The organism is Streptomyces sp. NBC_01283, assembly GCF_041435335.1.
Taxonomy (GTDB): domain Bacteria; phylum Actinomycetota; class Actinomycetes; order Streptomycetales; family Streptomycetaceae; genus Streptomyces.
The window spans coordinates 640,097-655,879 of sequence record NZ_CP108430.1; the positions used below are offsets into that span (position 1 = coordinate 640,097).

Annotated in this window: 14 protein-coding genes; 10 read left to right on the forward strand and 4 right to left on the reverse strand. The window is 70.1% G+C overall.

Going from position 1 to position 15,783, the window contains the following annotated elements:
- Nucleotides 1-233: 233 nt before the first annotated feature.
- On the forward strand, nt 234-1,478 hold the full coding sequence (locus OG302_RS02865) for a cytochrome P450 (RefSeq protein ID WP_371525192.1): 1,245 nt from the start codon (nt 234-236) through the stop codon (nt 1,476-1,478).
- A 15-nt stretch (nt 1,479-1,493) separates the two neighbouring features.
- Here the strand turns inward: OG302_RS02865 and OG302_RS02870 are convergent, their stop codons facing one another.
- Nucleotides 1,494-2,795: a PAS domain-containing protein gene (locus tag OG302_RS02870; protein ID WP_371525193.1), complete on the reverse strand. Its 1,302-nt coding sequence runs from the start codon at nt 2,793-2,795 to the stop codon at nt 1,494-1,496.
- A gap of 377 nt (nt 2,796-3,172) precedes the next feature.
- Between OG302_RS02870 and OG302_RS02875 the strand changes: the two genes are divergently transcribed.
- Genes OG302_RS02875 through OG302_RS02885 form a run of 3 tightly spaced genes read left to right on the forward strand, consistent with a single transcriptional unit; the run spans nt 3,173 to nt 7,970 of the window.
- Nucleotides 3,173-4,600, forward strand: coding sequence for an acetyl-CoA carboxylase biotin carboxylase subunit family protein (locus OG302_RS02875; protein ID WP_371525194.1), 1,428 nt, complete (start codon nt 3,173-3,175; stop codon nt 4,598-4,600).
- Complete coding sequence (locus tag OG302_RS02880; protein ID WP_371525195.1) at nt 4,597-6,615, forward strand: PEP/pyruvate-binding domain-containing protein; 2,019 nt, start codon at nt 4,597-4,599, stop codon at nt 6,613-6,615. Before OG302_RS02875 ends, OG302_RS02880 begins: the two co-directional genes overlap by 4 nt.
- Nucleotides 6,612-7,970 carry an MFS transporter gene (locus tag OG302_RS02885; RefSeq protein ID WP_371525196.1) on the forward strand — a complete coding sequence of 453 codons (1,359 nt, stop codon included), beginning with the start codon at nt 6,612-6,614 and terminating at the stop codon, nt 7,968-7,970. The genes OG302_RS02880 and OG302_RS02885 overlap by 4 nt, the downstream gene beginning before the upstream one ends.
- Before the next feature lie 84 nt (nt 7,971-8,054).
- On the opposite strand, the gene OG302_RS02890 is transcribed toward OG302_RS02885, so the two are convergent.
- Complete coding sequence (locus OG302_RS02890) at nt 8,055-8,741, reverse strand: hypothetical protein (protein ID WP_371525197.1); 687 nt, start codon at nt 8,739-8,741, stop codon at nt 8,055-8,057.
- A gap of 254 nt (nt 8,742-8,995) precedes the next feature.
- Here OG302_RS02890 and OG302_RS02895 point away from each other — a divergent pair, with 254 nt between their 5' ends.
- A complete protein-coding gene (locus OG302_RS02895; RefSeq protein ID WP_371525199.1) occupies nt 8,996-9,169 on the forward strand; it encodes a hypothetical protein in 174 nt (57 codons plus the stop codon).
- Nucleotides 9,170-9,273: 104 nt separating this feature from the next.
- On the opposite strand, the gene OG302_RS02900 is transcribed toward OG302_RS02895, so the two are convergent.
- The gene (locus tag OG302_RS02900; protein WP_371525200.1) at nt 9,274-10,728 is read right to left on the reverse strand and encodes an MFS transporter; all 1,455 of its coding nucleotides are present in this window, start codon (nt 10,726-10,728) and stop codon (nt 9,274-9,276) included.
- A gap of 171 nt (nt 10,729-10,899) precedes the next feature.
- Here OG302_RS02900 and OG302_RS02905 point away from each other — a divergent pair, with 171 nt between their 5' ends.
- From OG302_RS02905 to OG302_RS02920, 4 genes are all read left to right on the forward strand, one after another.
- Nucleotides 10,900-11,355 (forward strand): MarR family winged helix-turn-helix transcriptional regulator, encoded by a 456-nt coding sequence (locus OG302_RS02905; RefSeq protein ID WP_371525201.1) that lies wholly within the window; start codon nt 10,900-10,902, stop codon nt 11,353-11,355.
- A 132-nt stretch (nt 11,356-11,487) separates the two neighbouring features.
- Complete coding sequence (locus OG302_RS02910; protein WP_371525202.1) at nt 11,488-12,246, forward strand: hypothetical protein; 759 nt, start codon at nt 11,488-11,490, stop codon at nt 12,244-12,246.
- A 204-nt stretch (nt 12,247-12,450) separates the two neighbouring features.
- On the forward strand, nt 12,451-13,239 hold the full coding sequence (locus OG302_RS02915; protein WP_371525203.1) for a DUF4239 domain-containing protein: 789 nt from the start codon (nt 12,451-12,453) through the stop codon (nt 13,237-13,239).
- A gap of 134 nt (nt 13,240-13,373) precedes the next feature.
- Nucleotides 13,374-14,414, forward strand: a complete 1,041-nt coding sequence (locus OG302_RS02920) for a sulfotransferase (protein ID WP_371525204.1) — start codon at nt 13,374-13,376, stop codon at nt 14,412-14,414.
- Nucleotides 14,415-14,436: 22 nt separating this feature from the next.
- Here OG302_RS02920 and OG302_RS02925 read toward each other — a convergent pair whose 3' ends face one another.
- Nucleotides 14,437-14,703 (reverse strand): hypothetical protein, encoded by a 267-nt coding sequence (locus tag OG302_RS02925; RefSeq protein ID WP_371525205.1) that lies wholly within the window; start codon nt 14,701-14,703, stop codon nt 14,437-14,439.
- Here OG302_RS02925 and OG302_RS02930 point away from each other — a divergent pair.
- A complete protein-coding gene (locus OG302_RS02930; protein WP_371525206.1) occupies nt 14,690-15,709 on the forward strand; it encodes an MFS transporter in 1,020 nt (339 codons plus the stop codon). The genes OG302_RS02925 and OG302_RS02930 overlap by 14 nt on opposite strands.
- Nucleotides 15,710-15,783: the final 74 nt, after the last annotated feature.

Consider the following 15,783-nt stretch of genomic DNA (forward strand, 5'->3'; position numbering starts at 1 on the left):
CGTCGGGAAACGCAGGGTGAAGCCGCTCCCACCCCCCGCGAGGCGCCCCGAAGTTCCCTTCACCGAGGCGCAGATGGCCAACTACTGTGTCTCCTGCCCGTCTCGATCGGACGACTTGAACGGTGCCGTGCCGCCCGCCGCCACAGGGTCCAGACGGTCGATCGGTCAGTCAGCCGATCTCAGCTCTGCCCGTCTTCTCCACACCAGGCCCGCACCCCCCTAGGAGCTCTCCCATGGCCCAGCCGCAGATCCTCGTCCTGGACGCCGCCGGCAGCGACCGGCACGCCGAAGATGCCGCGTTGCGCTCGCACGGACCGGCCGCACGCGTCGATGTCCTGGGGGTCGAGGCGTGGGCCGTGACCGATCCGGCCCTGCTCAAACAGCTCCTCACCGACCCGCGGGTCTCCAAAGACCCCCGCCAGCACTGGCCGCTGTTCCCCGACCAGATCCTCGGCACCTGGCCTCTCGCGCTGTGGGTGGCCGTCGACAACATGTTCACCGCCTTTGGAGGCGACCACCGGCGCCTGCGACGCCTGGTCAGCCCCGCCTTCACCGCGCGCCGCATGGCCGCCCTGCAGCCGCGCATCGAGGAGATAACCCAGGCGCTGCTGGACGAACTCGCCGCCACCCCCGCCGGGGAATCCGCCGATCTGCGTGAGCGGTTCGCCTATCCGCTGCCCATCCGGGTCATCACCGAGCTCATGGGGCTTCCCGAGCACTCCCAGCCGGACTTCCGCCGTACCGTCGACGGCGTCTTCGACACCACGCTCAGCCCCGATCAAGCGGCCGCGAACACCAAGGAGCTGTACGCGATCCTGGCCGACATGGTCGCCGCCAAGCGCGCCCGGCCCGGCGAGGACATGACCTCCGTACTCATCGCCACCCGGGACGACGACGAGGGCGGTGACGGCTCCGCACTGACCGAGCAGGAGCTCCTCGACACCCTCCTCCTCGTGATCAGCGCGGGCTACGAGACGACCGTCAACCTGCTGGACCAGGCCATCGCGGCGCTGCTCACCCACCCCGATCAGCTCGCTCTGGTGCGCGAGGGCAAGAGCGCGTGGACCGATGTGGTCGAAGAGACGCTGCGCTACGAGGCGCCCGTCGCGCACCTGCCGATGCGGTTCGCGGTCGAGGACATTCCGCTGGCGCAGGGGCTCACGATCCGTCAGGGTGACGCGATCCTGGCCTCCTACGCGGCAGCGGGCCGTCACCCCGACCTCCACGGCGCGACCGCCGAGACCTTCGACGTGACCCGCGTCAGCAAGACGCACCTCGCCTTCGGTCACGGCGTCCACGTCTGCCTGGGCGCTGCCCTGGCCCGGATGGAGGGCGAGATCGCGCTTCGGGGGCTGTTCACCCGCTTCCCGGACCTCGCCCTCGCCGTCCCCGCCTCCGCACTGCGTCCCGGGGAGTCCTTCATCTCCAATGGACACCGGGAGCTGCCGGTCGTCCTGCGCCCGCGCACCGAGAACTGACACAGCCCGGGCCCGTCAGACGGCGCTGAGCGGATGGGCCGCCGTGGCCGAGCGCGGCGGCCAGGCGCGGGGGGCGAGGATGCCGAGGACGTAGGCGCGGGCAACCAGGGCGGGGCGGGTGGCGGCGCCCAGGTGTTGCCGCAGGCGGCTGAGGTGATAGTCGACCGTCTGGCGGGACAGCTTCATCGAGGTGGCGATGTCGCTGTTGCTGCTGCCCTCCGCCAGGAGGGAGAGGATGCGGATCTGCGCGGCGGTGAGGGAGGGGTGGGCTTCGTGGGCCAGGCTCTGGTGGGTGACGACGGCCCACACGTGCCGGGCGCGGGCAGCGGAGTGACCGACCGTCGTGAGGTGGAGCTGCGCGCGGCATTGCTGCCCTTGGGTGTCGACGAGCACGGCGGAGGTCTCCACCCGTCTGGTGCGGCGGGCTATCAGACCGTTCCATCTGCGGTGCAGTCGATCCAGGTCGCGGGCGGGGGCCGGGGCGAGCAGGGTGTGGGCGCGGCGGCCGACCAGGTCGGGCAGGCCGAGGTGGAACAGTTCGGCGGCCGCGGCGCTCGCCTCGATCACGCGTCCGTCGGCCGAGAGCAGGGCGCAGGGCAGTCCGCTGTGGTCGCGCAGCGCCTGCAGGTTCTCCTCGGCCTCCTGCCGCTGGACCATGGTGCGGAGGTGGTCGGTGATGTCCACGTAGATTCCGGCGACGCAGGTCTGCGCGTTCTCCCGCACCGGGAAGCGGTGGCCCACCGCCTGGCCCGCGCTGCCGTCGGGGCGCCGGTAGCCGAGGGTGTGGCGCACCGGCGTGCCCCGGGTGAGGATCTCCTGGTCGAGGGCGCGGAACTGGTCGGCCTCGGCGGGGGCGTCGAAGTCCTCGATGTACTTGCCGGCGAGGTCCTCCACCGTGGTGCCGTAGAGGTGCGCGTAGGCGTGGTTGGCCCATAGGTAGCGTCCATGCCGGTCGCGGATGAAGGCGGCGGCCGGGGCCAGGTCCACGAGGTCGGCGAAGGCGGCGTACCGGCGCGGGGCCTCGGGGTGGGCGTCGACCTCCACCGCGAGACCACGCGTACGGCTGTGGGCGACGTTCTCGTCCAGGGTCCAGCTCACGTCGAAGGTGCGGCCGTCGAAGCGGGCCTGATGACGTCCGTCCTCCAACGGGCTCCCCGGGGCCGGTAGTTCCTGGTGCATGCGGTCCAGGAAGCGCTGTGCCGTACCCGTGTCGGCGAAGGCGCCGCCTCCCCTCTCCAGCACCTGCCACGGCTCCTCGACCTCCCACCAGAACACGGGAAGGTGCTCGAGCAGTGCCTTGAGGCTGGAATCGTCCACAGGGTTCTCTCCGTCCGTATACGGCTTTTGACGCGCAGTCACCCGCGATGCGTATCCCGTCCCGATCACGCGCATGCTCAGTTCTCGGCCGAAGTGGCACTCGGCCCGGGAGGCACTCGCGCGCACCCATCGGCAAGCCGACACGCCCCGGCGGAGCGTGCAGACATCCCAACGCGGCCTGCGACTCAGGCATTTGCCTGAGCAGCGAGTGCCCACGGTGGCCCCACGAGCACCTGCCACCTGGTCCCCTTGAGTGTGCGGGTGAACACGCCCCGCAACGTACCCCTGGTGATGTCCCGCCTTCTACGCGCGTCACCAGTCCGTACGACAACGCGTACGAGGACCCGTACCAACCGGACGAATGGAGACGAACTTCAGTGAGCAAGGTGCTGTTAGTGCATGCCAAGGGTGGTCCGCCGCTCGGTCACGTCCTCTCCAGGGCGGCCGTGCGGGCGGAGATACACCTGCTGGCGCTCAGCGCTCTTCCTCCCGCCGTGGCGAGCACCGCCCGGCAACTGTGCGCCTCGGTGGTCACACCCACCGACGCGCAGCGCTCCGACCTGGTGTCCCTGATCGTCTCGCAGGCCAAGGCCGTGGGCGCGGAAGCGGTGCTCACGTTCTCCGAGTACGCGGTCGTGGCCGTCGCCGAGGCGTGCGAGGAGCTCGGCCTCGCCGGGGCGGGCGGCGCCGCCGCGCTCGCCCGTGACAAGCGCCTGATGCGGCGCACCTGGCAGGAACACGGCCTGCCGCAGCCCGAGTTCAGCCCCGTCGCCACGGAGGACGAGCTGCACGCGGCAGCCGGTCGTCTGCCCTTCCCGCTCCTCCTCAAGGCGGCCTGGAGCGCGGGCTCCACCGCGCACCAGATCATCCGCTCCCCGCACGAGGTGTCCGCCGCCTGGCGACGCTCGCGCGAAGTGATGGCCGAATCCGCCCAGTTGGGATACTCCGAGCTGCATGTCGCCGAGGCCGACGCGGACTTCGTGGTCGAGCAGATCGTGACCGGTTCCGCCGCGCACTGGTTCGACGAGCCCGGCTGGGGTGACTACGTCAGCGTCGAGGGCGTCGTGGCGGACGGCGTGTTCCGCCCGGTCTGCCTCAGCGGCCGGATGCCCACGGTCGAGCCGTTCACCGAGCGGGCGGGCATCACCCCCGCCCTGTTGCCCCAGGACGCCCAGGACCGCATCGTGGCCCTGGCCCGGGAGTCCGTGGACGCCCTCGGTCTCCGCGACTGCGGAATCCACACCGAGATCAAGCTCGGTGCGGACGGCGGCATGTGGCTGATCGAGACGGCTGCCCGGTTCGGCGGCGCGATGACGGTGCCGCAGGTCGAGGAGGTCTTCGGACTCGACCTCGTCGGCATGCTCGTCGACCACCTCCTGGGCCGCACGGTCGCGTGGCCCGAGCAGGCTCTGACCCCGGCGCAGGCCGACGGCGCGGCGGGCTCCCTCGTCGTCCTGGCGGTCGACGGCAAGGGCGAGGCCTGGCACGACCGCAGGCTCTGGGACTTCTCCGCGGTCGAGGCGGAGGTACCGCTGAGCGAGGGCAGCGAGCTGTCGGTGGTCGCGGAGAGTTCGCTCGCCGACGGCAGCGTCGTGCCGGTCTACGACCCGGCCGCGGGCGCCAACACCATGGCAGCCCTGTGCCTGCTGTCCGCCACCGACCCGCGCACGGTGCTCCGCGACTTCAGGACCCTGGTGGACGCGCTGCCGCAGGTCCTGCCCGCCGCACCGTCCACGCAGGCCACGCACACCACGCCATCCGCACAGACCACACAGCCCGCACCGTCCGAGGAGGCTTCCCCATGACCACCCAGCTGTTCACCGGCGCCGCCGAACCGGGCACGGACCGCACCGTCATCGGCGAGCACCTCTCCCTGCCGCTCTTCCGCACCCTCTCCGGTGTCCTGGCCGGTCACCCGTACCTCAAGGTCGTCGTCGACCGCGCCGAGCACACCTGGCACCTGCTCGACACGGCCGCGCACCCCTTCCACGTCAACTACATCGCCACCCGCGTCCTGGGCATGGAACTCGCCGCCCTGGACGCGGACCTGGACGCGTTCAACGCCTCCGTCTACATGGACCCCGGACGTCGCTTCCTGCTCGGTGTGCTCTCCCTGCACACCGAGCAGGACACGGAGGGCCGCGAACGCACCTTCCTCGTCCTGGAAACGACCGAGGCCGACACCATGCACGGCGAACTGCTCGCGTTCTTCTACGAGTTCACGCGCGAACGGGTCGACAGCAGGCTGCCGGTACTCCTCAAGCCCGCCAACCACGGGCAGGAGGAGGAGCTGGCGGCGATCAGCGAACTGCGCGTGCCGCGCATCCTGAGCCACGAGCTCTTCGGCTCCCGGACCCGGACCCCGCTGAACCCCGGCGATGCCACCGGGCGCCTGCGGTACTTCCGTACGCACGAGGAGTACGCGGCGGCCGAGGCCGCTCTCGGCTGGGCGGACATCGTGGCCATGCCGTGTCTGCCGGACGACGTGCCCCGGGTGGCCGGCTTCCTCAACACCGCCCCGATCACGCCGCTTTCGCACACCAACGTACTGGCCTCCGGCTGGGGCATACCCAACGCCATCGTGCGCGACCTGGAACAGCTCGTCGACAGGGACCAGCTGGGCGACGCGTGGGTCCGCTACCGGGTGCGCGAGGACGAGATCCTCCTTGAGCGTCTCGACCACGAGCCCGACCTGCGAGCCCCGGCCTGGCACCAGCAGCGCATACGCCTTGAGCCGCCCCTGCTCGAGGACACCCCGGTGCTGGCCCTGCACCGGCTGCGCAGCGCCGACCGGGACCGCTACGGCACCAAGGCGGCCAACCTCGGCGAACTGCACCACGTACTCGACAGCCGCAGCGCCGACCTGATCGCCTTCTACGGGCAGCCCCGCCCCCCGCGCGAGGACCTGCACGGACACCTCGCGGCGCGCCTCGGCCTCGCCGCATCCTCCACTGCCGAACTACGCGCCCGCGCGGCCGACTTCGTGGCCACGACGGTCGGCGCCCCCGAAGGCGTGGCGCTGCCCTTCGCGCTCCAGCAGCACTTCCTCGCCTCCTCCCCCGCCCTCCAGCAGGGCATCGGCAAGCTCAAGATGGCACTCGAACTCGACGCCACCGACGTCCTGGACTCCCTGTGCCTACAGCTCCAGCACCTGATCCGGCACACTCCCCTCCCCGAGTCCGTCACCCGGCAGATCAGCCAGGCCTTCCCCGCCACCCCGGGCGGACGCCTGGTGGTGCGCTCCTCGTCCAACGCCGAGGACCTGCCCGGGTTCTCCGCCGCGGGCGTCTACGACTCCGTGACCACCGTGCACGGCACCGGTGAACTCCTGGACGCCGTACGCCAGGTGTGGGCCTCCCTGCTCTCGCCCCGCAGCGTGCGACTGCGCCACCAGGTCGGCATCTCCCTGGACGACACCTACATGGGCGTGATCATCCAGGAGTACGTGCCCGCCTCCCTCGGCGGTGTCCTGGTCACCTGCAACCCGACACGGCGCGAGGACTTCCGCAACGTCTACCTCAACTGCTCCCCCGGCTCTCCGGAGCAGGTCGTCGACGGATCGGTCCTGCCGCAGCAATACCTCTACAACACGGTGGAGGGCGGCGGCCGCACCGTCGCCCTGGGCTCCTTTGGCGAGGCACTGTCCGCCGCCACCCGCGCCCGGCTCGCCGACCTCTCCCTGGCCGGGCGGCTCCTGCAGTCCCACTTCAGCGGGTCGGAGCTCGGCGGTGCCGAGGTGGACAAGCCGCTGGACATCGAGTGGCTGATGACCGAGCAGGGCGACTTCCGGCTGGTCCAGATCCGCCCGTACGCGCTGTGAGCCCGCGACTGGGCCGACCGCGCATCGGCAGCGAGCCGGGCCACGGCCTGACGGACACCGCCCGCCGCATCATCCGGCTCAACTACGGCTTCCAGCTGCTGTTCAACCTGCTGTGGTGGATGCCCGTGTTCTACGCCTACCAGAAGGCGGCCGGGCTGACGGACGGGCAGATCTTCGGCATCCAGAGCATCTACTACGTGGCCTTCTGCCTGTTCGAGATCCCGACCGGCCTGATCGCCGACCGGATCGGCACCCGCAACTGCCTGCGTGCCGGGGCGGTGGTCATGACGGCGGCGAATCTGGCGCCGGTCCTCAGCGCCTCGTACACCGGCTTCCTCGTCCACTTCCTCGCCATCGCCGCGGGCCGCTCCCTCACGTCTGGTGCCGCGAGCGCCTATCTGTACGACGGGCTGCGGGCCGAGAAGTGCGACGAGCACTATCTGAAGGCGGAGGGCACCGCGCGGGCCCTGGGGCTCGCGGCGAAGGTCGTGTGCTGGCCGCTGGTCGGGCCCCTGATGTCCCTCGCCCACGCGGCGCCGTACGTGCTCAGTGCCGCGAGCGCGGCGGGCTCCCTCGCCTGCGCCATCGCGCTGCCCCGGCTGGCGGGGGCTGGCAGCGCCGGCGGCAGCGGTACGGAGAAGGCCGGCGGCGGGCGCAGAGGCGGCGCGTTCCTGCGTGACGCGGGTCATGCGCTGCGCTGCGTCGCCTCCTCGCGGTGGCTGACCCTGGTGATGGTCCAGGGCGTGGCGGTCTTCACTCTGTCCCGTATCTGCCAGGTCAACCTCTTCCAGCCGATCCTGCTCGACCACGGCATCGCGGAGGCCTCGCACGGCGGAGTGCTGGCCGCGATGACGGTGGCGGAGGCGGTGGCCTCGGCCCGCCCCCAGTGGCTGAGCCGCCGCCTGCCACCGGTCGCCTGGGTCTCGATCCTGAGCCTGGCGCTCGCGGGCACCCTGGCGGCCATGACGCTGGGCGGGCCATGGGCCGTGGTCGCCCTGCTCTGCCTGTTCGCCGCCGCGACCGGCTTCGCGTACCCCATCCAGCGCAAGCTGGTGAACGACGCGGTGCCCGCGCACGCACCGCGCGCCACCCTCCTGTCGATCGAGAGCATCGTGGACCGTGGGGTGTGCGCACTGGCCGCGGTCGCCGCGGGCGCCTATCTCTCCGCCGGGCATCTGAACGTCCTGCTGTGGCACAGCGCGCTCGCGACGGCGGTGCTGCTCGGGGTCTTCCAACTGCTCCTGCGCAGCGGGGTGGTGGAGCGGGCCGCGGTGCCGCCTCCGGAGACGGCGGACGCCGACGACGCGGGCCGCCTGACCGGAGGCAGGCGCGGCGGGCCGCGGGCCAACAGGTAACGGCTGGGGAGCGGTTACCGCCCGCTGAGGTGCGCACCCGGGAAGGGAGCACACCTCAGCGGCAGCGCTGCGCGCGGAAGTCGATCAGCCGGACCGGCGGCCGAGGACTTCGATCAGCCCGACCGGGAGGAACGTGGGCCGGTGCGGCTGGTCCACCTGGTACGGCACATAGCCGAGCGAGGCCGCGACCTGGACCTCCTCGGCCGTCTCCGCCTGGTAGACGAGCCGGCAGTGGCCCGAGCCCGCCTTCGCCCGCTCCCAGAGGGCAGGGGCCGGTTTACGTTCCGCCTCCGTGCGGGGAGTGAGAATCCGGTCGCCGAAGTCTTTCCAGGCGAAAGGCTGCGCACCCCGCCACGTGGCGTCGACCTCCTTCTTCAGCCTGGCGGCGCGCTCGGCGTCGGTCGCACCCCAGGAGGGCGGGACATTGGTGATCAGGCCGATCCTGATGTGGCGTTCACGCAGGGCGCGCAGGTACGTGGCCGCGCCGGGCTGATAGGTGATGCTGCCGTCGTCGGCGGTGTGCACCAGTGTCTCGCCCAGGTCGAAGTACACGACGGGGCAGTCGCGTTCAGTGCTCACCCGGGCGTCGGAGGCCGCTGCCGTACCGGCGCTGACGTACCCGGGCACGCCCGCGCTCGCACTCGCGGGGGTGCAGAGCACGGTCGACGCCAGGGCCGCACCGAGCGCGAGGCTCATCCGTAACGAGCCCTTGAAGACGGATCTGTTCATGGCGTCGTCGCCCTTCTCCAGGCGCATCACGAGGATGCGCATGTCCAGTTCATGACACACGGCACGCCGCCGGGATCCCCGCGGTCGTGCGGTGCCAAGGTGTCCGGCAGTCGTCTCGTCACTGTCGCCGGTCTAACGCGCTCTACCCCTGAACACCACGCGCCACTCGGGTCCCGCTGACACCGTCCTGGAACATCCGTGCGCGGGTCAGTTCCACGTCATGTTGATCTCGCGCCCCACGTTGACTTTCCGGCACGTAGGAAGGCGTTCGCCATGGGTGCGTTGCCCAGGGCTCCGTGGACGCCCGGATCCGGGCTCCCGCCTCACGGCCCACCTGGCCATGGTCGACGGCGACGGCGACGGCGACGGCGACGGCGACGGCGACGGCGACGGCGACGGCGACGGCGACAACCTGGCTCGAACCGGTCTCCGACGAGCAGTACGACGCCGCCCTGAGCCCGACGAACTGATCACGCGGCTGCCGCGCCACTCATCACGCTGCGGAGGCTGAGCGCCGCACCTGACCGAACGGGTCTGATACGGCGCTCAGTTGTCGCTCCTCACAGTGCGACGCTCAGCTCCGGGCGGTGGCCTCTTCCACCGCGGTCGCGCGGTCGGTCTCGTCCTCCGTGGGGCGGGCGCGGCCCGGGATGACGGCGGCGACCGCGGCGGCAAGGAGTGCGACCCCGCAGCCGATCGCCAGTCCGACCCGGAACCCGTCTTCGGAGGCGATGGTGTGGCCACCGCCGAGGTTGATGGTCATCTGTGCGAGGACCACGCCGATCACGGCCGAGCCGATGGTCGTGCCCAACGACCGCATGAGGGTGTTGAACCCGTTGGCGGCGGCGGTCTCGGAGAGCGGGACGGAGCTCATGATCAGGGCGGGCATCGCGCCGTAGGCGAGGCCCACGCCGCTGTTGATGACGAGTCCCACGATCATCAGGCCCCAGGCGGTGCCCATCAGCATCAGCGACAGGCCGTATCCGGCGGCGATCACGAGTGCGCCGAGGACCAGGGCGAGCTTCGGACCACGGGCGTTGATGAGCTTTCCGCCCAGCGGGGACACGATCATCATCATGACGCAGCCGGGCGCCATCCAGAGCCCGGCAGCCAGCATCGACTGCCCCAGGCCGTAGCCGGTGGTCTCGGGGAACTGCAGGAGCTGTGGGGCGATCAGCATGAAGGCGTACATGCCGACACCCACCAGGATCGAGGCGATGTTGGTGAACAGCACGCGCGGGCGGGCGGTGGTCCGCAGGTCGACCAGGGGGTCACGGGTACGCAGCTCGTAGAGCCCCCAGACGCCGAGCGCCACGACCGCGACGGCGAACAGGCCGAGCGTGGTGCCCGACCCCCAACCCCAGTCGGCACCCTTGGAGATGGCGAGCAGGAGGGACACGAGGCCTATCGCGAGGCCTGTCGCGCCAGGGGCGTCGAAGCGCTGGCCCTTGGCCCCGGCCGGGACATCCGGGACGAAGAACCAGATCAGGGCGGCGATCATCAGTGCGAGGACCGCGGAGCCCCAGAACAGCACGCGCCAGCTGGCGTATTCGGCGACCGCTGCGGAGATCGGCAGGCCGAGTGCTCCGCCGATGCCCATGGAAGCACTGACCAACGCGATCGAGCCGCTGAGCTTCGCGGCGGGCACCACGTCCCGCAGGAGGGCGATACCCAGGGGCACCATGCCCATGCCCATGCCCTGCAGACCTCGCCCGACGATCATCGGCACGATGGTGGAGGAGAGGGCGCACACCACCGAGCCGACGACCAGGGGCAGGGCGCAGATCAGCAGCATCCGGCGTTTGCCGATCAGATCACCCAGACGGCCCGAGACGGGTACGCAGACACCCGCGACGAGCAGCGTGACGGTCACCACCCAGGCCGCGTTGGAGGACGACGTGTCCAGGATCTGCGGCAGTTCCGCGATGAGCGGGGTGACCAGGGTCTGCATGACTGCGGCCACCGTGCCGGCGAGTGCCAGCGTGGTGACCACGCCGCCGGTTCTGACGGCAGGCTGAGAGGCGTTCATGACGCGAGTCCTCAGGGGTTGGTTGGGGTTGACGAATGTGCACCGTACACGCCTTTTGTATTATGCATAAGATATGGTCGATACATGCCCCGGGGGACGTGGGGGGATGAGGGCGGAGCCACAGGCCCAGGGACAGTGCGGTGGCCCGGCTACAAGGAGAGGCACCACCACATGGACAAGGCCACGAGCGAGGTCGAGTACGAGCAGATGCTGCTCAGCCGTCACGGGCTGCTGACCCGCAGAAAAGGTCGCCGCGTGGACGGCGTGATGGAGCGCAGCGCCTACGTTCTCCTCAGCCGCATCCGCGTCCAGGGCCCCATGTCCATCGGCGAGCTGAGCGACGCCTTCGACCTGGACGCCTCGACCCTTCAGCGGCAGACCTCCGCCGCGATGCGTGCCGGTCTCGTGGGGCGGATCCCCGATCCGGCGGGCGGCATGGCCCGCAAATTCCGTATCACGGACGAGGGCGCCCGACTGCTCGACGAGGAGCGCGAGGGCATGATCCGTTCTCTGGGCAGGGTCATGACCGACTGGCCGAAGGAAGACATCTCCGCGTTCGCCCACTACCTACGGCGCTTCAACACCGACCTCGAACGTATCGACGGGCGCCCGTGGCCGCGCCCGTGAGGAAGACCCCCGGGCCCTCCTCCGCCATTTCATTCGCGACCGGCCGTCGGACGGACGAATGACCCGTGGCCATTCGCGTCGACACGCTGTCCGCTTCCGCGCTAAATCGTAGAACCCGAAGACAATGCGGGAGTGCTCAATACCACGCTGCCCCGGCTGATCATTCCGTTGCTCCTCTGTGCGGTTTCCCTCAGCGCGTGCGGCAACGAAAGCGGCCAGGACGACAGCCGGTCGGGCAACCATGCCAAAGCGGCGCCGCCCAAGGCCCATGGCAGCCTCTCTTTCAGGAATCGAAGCAGCACAATCCCCCAGCTCGGCCAGCGGATGCAAAGGTCCGTGGACCGGCTCGGCGCCAAGCAAGTCGTCCTGGTGTCAGGAGACGCACCCGACTCCAGCTACGCCACGGTTCACTTGTACGAGCGCGGGGCCCAGGGCGAGTGGCGCAGAGTCTTCGAACCATGGCCGGCCCGCAACGGCCAACGCGGCTGGACCACGCGGCACACGGCAGGCGACTTGAGTTCTCCCGTGGGGGTATTCGGCCTCAGCGACGCCGGGGGGCTTCTGCCCGACCCGGGTTCCAAATTGCCCTACGACCAGTCCCCCGTCTACGAGGAGGACGGCGTCGGCTCCATGGGGCAATCCCTCAGAGGAGCCTTCGACCACGTGGTGGCCATCAACTACAACCGAACTCCCGGCACCCCGCCGAGAGACCTCGATCGGCCCATGGGATCCGAACTCGGTGGAGGCATCTTCATCCACATCGAACACGGTGGGCCGACACAGGCATGCGTCGCACTCCCCCGCAACAAGATGTCCGAACTCCTGAAATGGCTCGATCCCCGAATGCACCCCGTGATCGCCATGGGTGACATCGAATCGGTCTCACGGTGAATCCGTAAGCGCGGACGGCCCTCGCACCGCCTTCGGGCGGGACGCCGAGCAACACGGCCCGTGCGCCGGCCCGGGCCGAACCCGCCCCGCTTCCCTCCCTGAGGTCAACAGCCTGCGCCGACATCCCCTCCTGCTGGGAAGGGAACAGCAGGGGAACGGAACAGCAAAGGTGTGACCCGGACGGCCCTCCGGCGTTATGAGGCCGTGGGTATCTGGCTGCTCAACAACTTCAGCACTCTCGCGCTTGCCGGGCTGCTCGGCGGCGGCGCCGTACTGGCTGCCGCGGGCGGCATACTGCTGCTGCGGCGCAGATTTCCCCACCACGCGAACGGCACGCACAACGACATGATCGGCGTCGTGCTCGGCATGTATGCCGCGATCTACGGCATCATCCTGGCCTTCGTCGTCGTGGCCGAATGGGAAGGCCTCAACGAGGCGGAGACCAACGTCGCGCTTGAGGCCAGCCAGACCGCCGAGGTACTGCGCGATGCCGCAGCGTTCCCACCCCCGCAGGAACGTCGAGTGATCAGCGCCGTTGGGGATTACGTCCATGTCGTCGTCGACAAGCAATGGCCGCTGATGCGCGACGGACGGCCCGACCCCGGCGTCACCAACCATGAAGTGACCCAGCTTTACCAGGTGTTCCAGGACTACGAGCCGCAGACCGAGGCCGAGACGACCTATTACGAACAGTCGGTCTCGACGCTGGGCGAGATCGCCGGCGCCCGCCGTACCCGGCTCGCCGATGCCCAGCAGTCCCTCCCCTCGCTCCTCAACATCCTCGTCTACGGCGGCGCGCTCATCATGCTGCCCCTGACCTTCCTCTACGGCATCAAGAGCCTGCGCGCGAACTTGATGTTCGTCGTGTCGGTCGCGGCGCTGATCGGTGTGAGTCTGTTGTTGTGCCTGACCTTGGATCATCCCTTCGCCGGCGACCTCGCGGTTTCTCCGGCTCCCTTCAAGGAGGGCGTGCTCGCTCAGTTCTGGCAATGACCTCCATGGCGTAGGTCGCTGCACGACGCCGCACTCCGTACGTCCCACCCCGTACGCCGCTGCCATCTGGTGCCCCCGGCGTGAGTGTGCTGAGGTGCACCAAGCCCTGGAACACCCGCCCTGTGCCTCGGAGAGTGACCTTGCGCAGCCTGACCTTCGTCATCGGCACGGGCCGCAGCGGCTCCACCGCGCTGTCCCGCATCCTCAACACCCACCCCGACGTGCTCAGCCTCAACGAGTACCTGGCCTCGGTCGGTGACGCGGCCTTCCCCGAAGGCCTCGTGTCAGGAGCGGAGTTCTGGGATGCCCTCTTCCGGCCCACCCCGTACTTCGCGAACATGATCCGCAGCGGCCTGCTGATGCCCGAGTTCCTCTACACCCGCGGTCCCGGGCGCTACACGGCCGAGACCACCGGCATCCCCGCGCTGTCCCTCATGGTGTTGCCCCATCTCACCGACGACCCCGACGGTCTCCTCGACGAGATCCGCGCAGCGGTCGTCGACTGGCCCGACCGTCCCGCCACCGCACACCACGAAGCGCTCTTCGAGTTCCTCGGCGCACGGACGGGGGGCACCGCCGTCGTGGAACGCTCCGGGTATTCGACGGGTTGGGCACCCGGATTGCGGGCTGCCTTCCCGTACGCGAAGTTCGTGCACCTCTATCGCGACGGGCCGGACTGTGCCCTGTCCATGAGCCGACACACCGGCTACCGCACGATCACCTTGATCCGCGAGATCAGGGAGCGGACAGGCATCGACAGCTTCAGCGACCTGACGGAAGAACATGTGCGCTCCCTGCCACCGGACCTGGCGCCCCTGCTCGACGAGCGCTTCGACCCCGCCCTCGTACGGGATCGTGAATTTCCCCTGTCGCGGTTCGGCGCGTTGTGGTCCGAACTGGTCATCCAGGGAACGGAATTCCTCGACGGCCTGCCTGCCGATCAGCGCATGACCCTCTCCTACGAGGACCTCCTCGACGCCCCTCGGGAGGAACTAGCCCGCCTCGCGGCATTCGTCGGCGTCGAGCCATCGCCGCAGTGGCTGGAGGGCGCCCGCGCCCGCCTCGACGACAGCCGCCGCGGCTCCGCCGAGAAGCAGCTGACGGCCGCCGAGCTCGACGAGCTGCGCAGGAGTTGCGCGCCCGGGACCCGCGCGCTGCAGGGCGAGCCGGCCTGACGGCGGAGTCCTGCGGGTCGGTTCAGCTCTTGGACTGCGTGGTCTCCAGCCAGGCCCGTTCCTCCGCGTCCGCGTCGAAGCCGACCGGTTCCCAGCGCTTCACCAGGAGCGCGGCGAGACCGACGACGGGGGCGACGAGGATGACCCAGTACACATGCGTGCCGAGGCCGCTGCTGAGGATGGGGAAGAAGAACAGCGTCAGCGTCGAACCGAAGCGCAGGACCGCCTGGTTGAGGCCGATGCTGACACCGCGCGACCGTCGGGGTCTGCGAACGGTGCTGCTGGTCACCGTCGCGGTGCAGGTCGTGTTCTGGCTGAGCGTGCCGATCCTGCCGTACGGGATCCTGCTGGGCGCCGCCTTCGTGGCGGGGCTGCTGATGGTGCCGACCCAGCCGGTGACCAGGCAGGCGATCGCCGCGATGACCACGACGGGACAGCGCCGTGCCGCGTTCGCACTGGAGTCGGTGCAGGGCGAACTGTCCTACATCGTGGGCCCGCCGATCGTGATCCTCTGCGCGGCGAAGGCGTCTCCCGGCATGGTGGCGTGGGGAGTCGGCGCCGCGATCGTGGTGGGGGGCGCGGGGATCGCCCTGCTGAACCCGCCACTGCGCACCAAGGACGAGGCGGCTGCCGACACCGGCACCCGCCCCCGTCGCCGGGAGTGGCTGGGCCCGCACATGATCGCCACACTGTTGATGGCATTCGGCAGCACGATGCTCCTCAGCGGCACCGACCTGGCCATCATCGCCACCCTCGAACAAGCCGGCCAGGTGTCCTGGGCCGCCGTGGTCGTGGCGACGTACGGCGTGGCCTCCGTCGTCGGCGGTCTTGTCTACGGCGCGCTGTCCCGGCACCTGCCCACGTGGCTGCTGCTCGGCCTGCTCGGACTCGTGACCCTTCCCGCGGGACTGGCCCACGACGCGCCCTGGTTGTGCGTGGCCGTGGTCGGTGCCGGACTGCTCACCGGGCCGACCCTCTCCACGGTGGCCGCCGCGGTGGTGCAACTCGCCCCCGCCGGTGTGCGCAGCGAGGCGACAGGGCTGCGATCCTCGGCGCTGAGCGCGGGATTCGCGCTCGGGACCCCGATCGTCGGAGTGGCGATCGACGCCTCCGTGCCGGCAGCCGGCTTCGCGGCGGCCGGACTGGCCGGACTGGCCGGACTGACCACCGCGCTGACCGGATACCTGCTGCCCCACTGCTCGGCCGCCCGGGGTCGGTCACCGCTCAGCGATCCCGACCGCGCCGAAGCCCCCGACCACGAGCCCAGCGGGACCGGCACCCGGCCTGGCGCCTGAGGGAACGCACATCACACTGCCCGGGCGTGGGGCTCAAGGATGTTGAACCAACGCCGAGTTGCCTGGGATGATCG

What these genes read in the sequence shown, in the direction of transcription:
- OG302_RS02865 (WP_371525192.1), top strand. Translation starts at nt 234, where the DNA reads ATGGCCCAGCCGCAGATCCTCGTCCTGGACGCCGCCGGCAGCGACCGG.
- OG302_RS02880 (WP_371525195.1), top strand. Translation starts at nt 4,597, where the DNA reads ATGACCACCCAGCTGTTCACCGGCGCCGCCGAACCGGGCACGGACCGC.
- OG302_RS02890 (WP_371525197.1), bottom strand. Translation starts at nt 8,741, where the DNA reads ATGCGCATCCTCGTGATGCGCCTGGAGAAGGGCGACGACGCCATGAAC.
- OG302_RS02900 (WP_371525200.1), bottom strand. Translation starts at nt 10,728, where the DNA reads ATGAACGCCTCTCAGCCTGCCGTCAGAACCGGCGGCGTGGTCACCACG.
- OG302_RS02905 (WP_371525201.1), top strand. Translation starts at nt 10,900, where the DNA reads ATGGACAAGGCCACGAGCGAGGTCGAGTACGAGCAGATGCTGCTCAGC.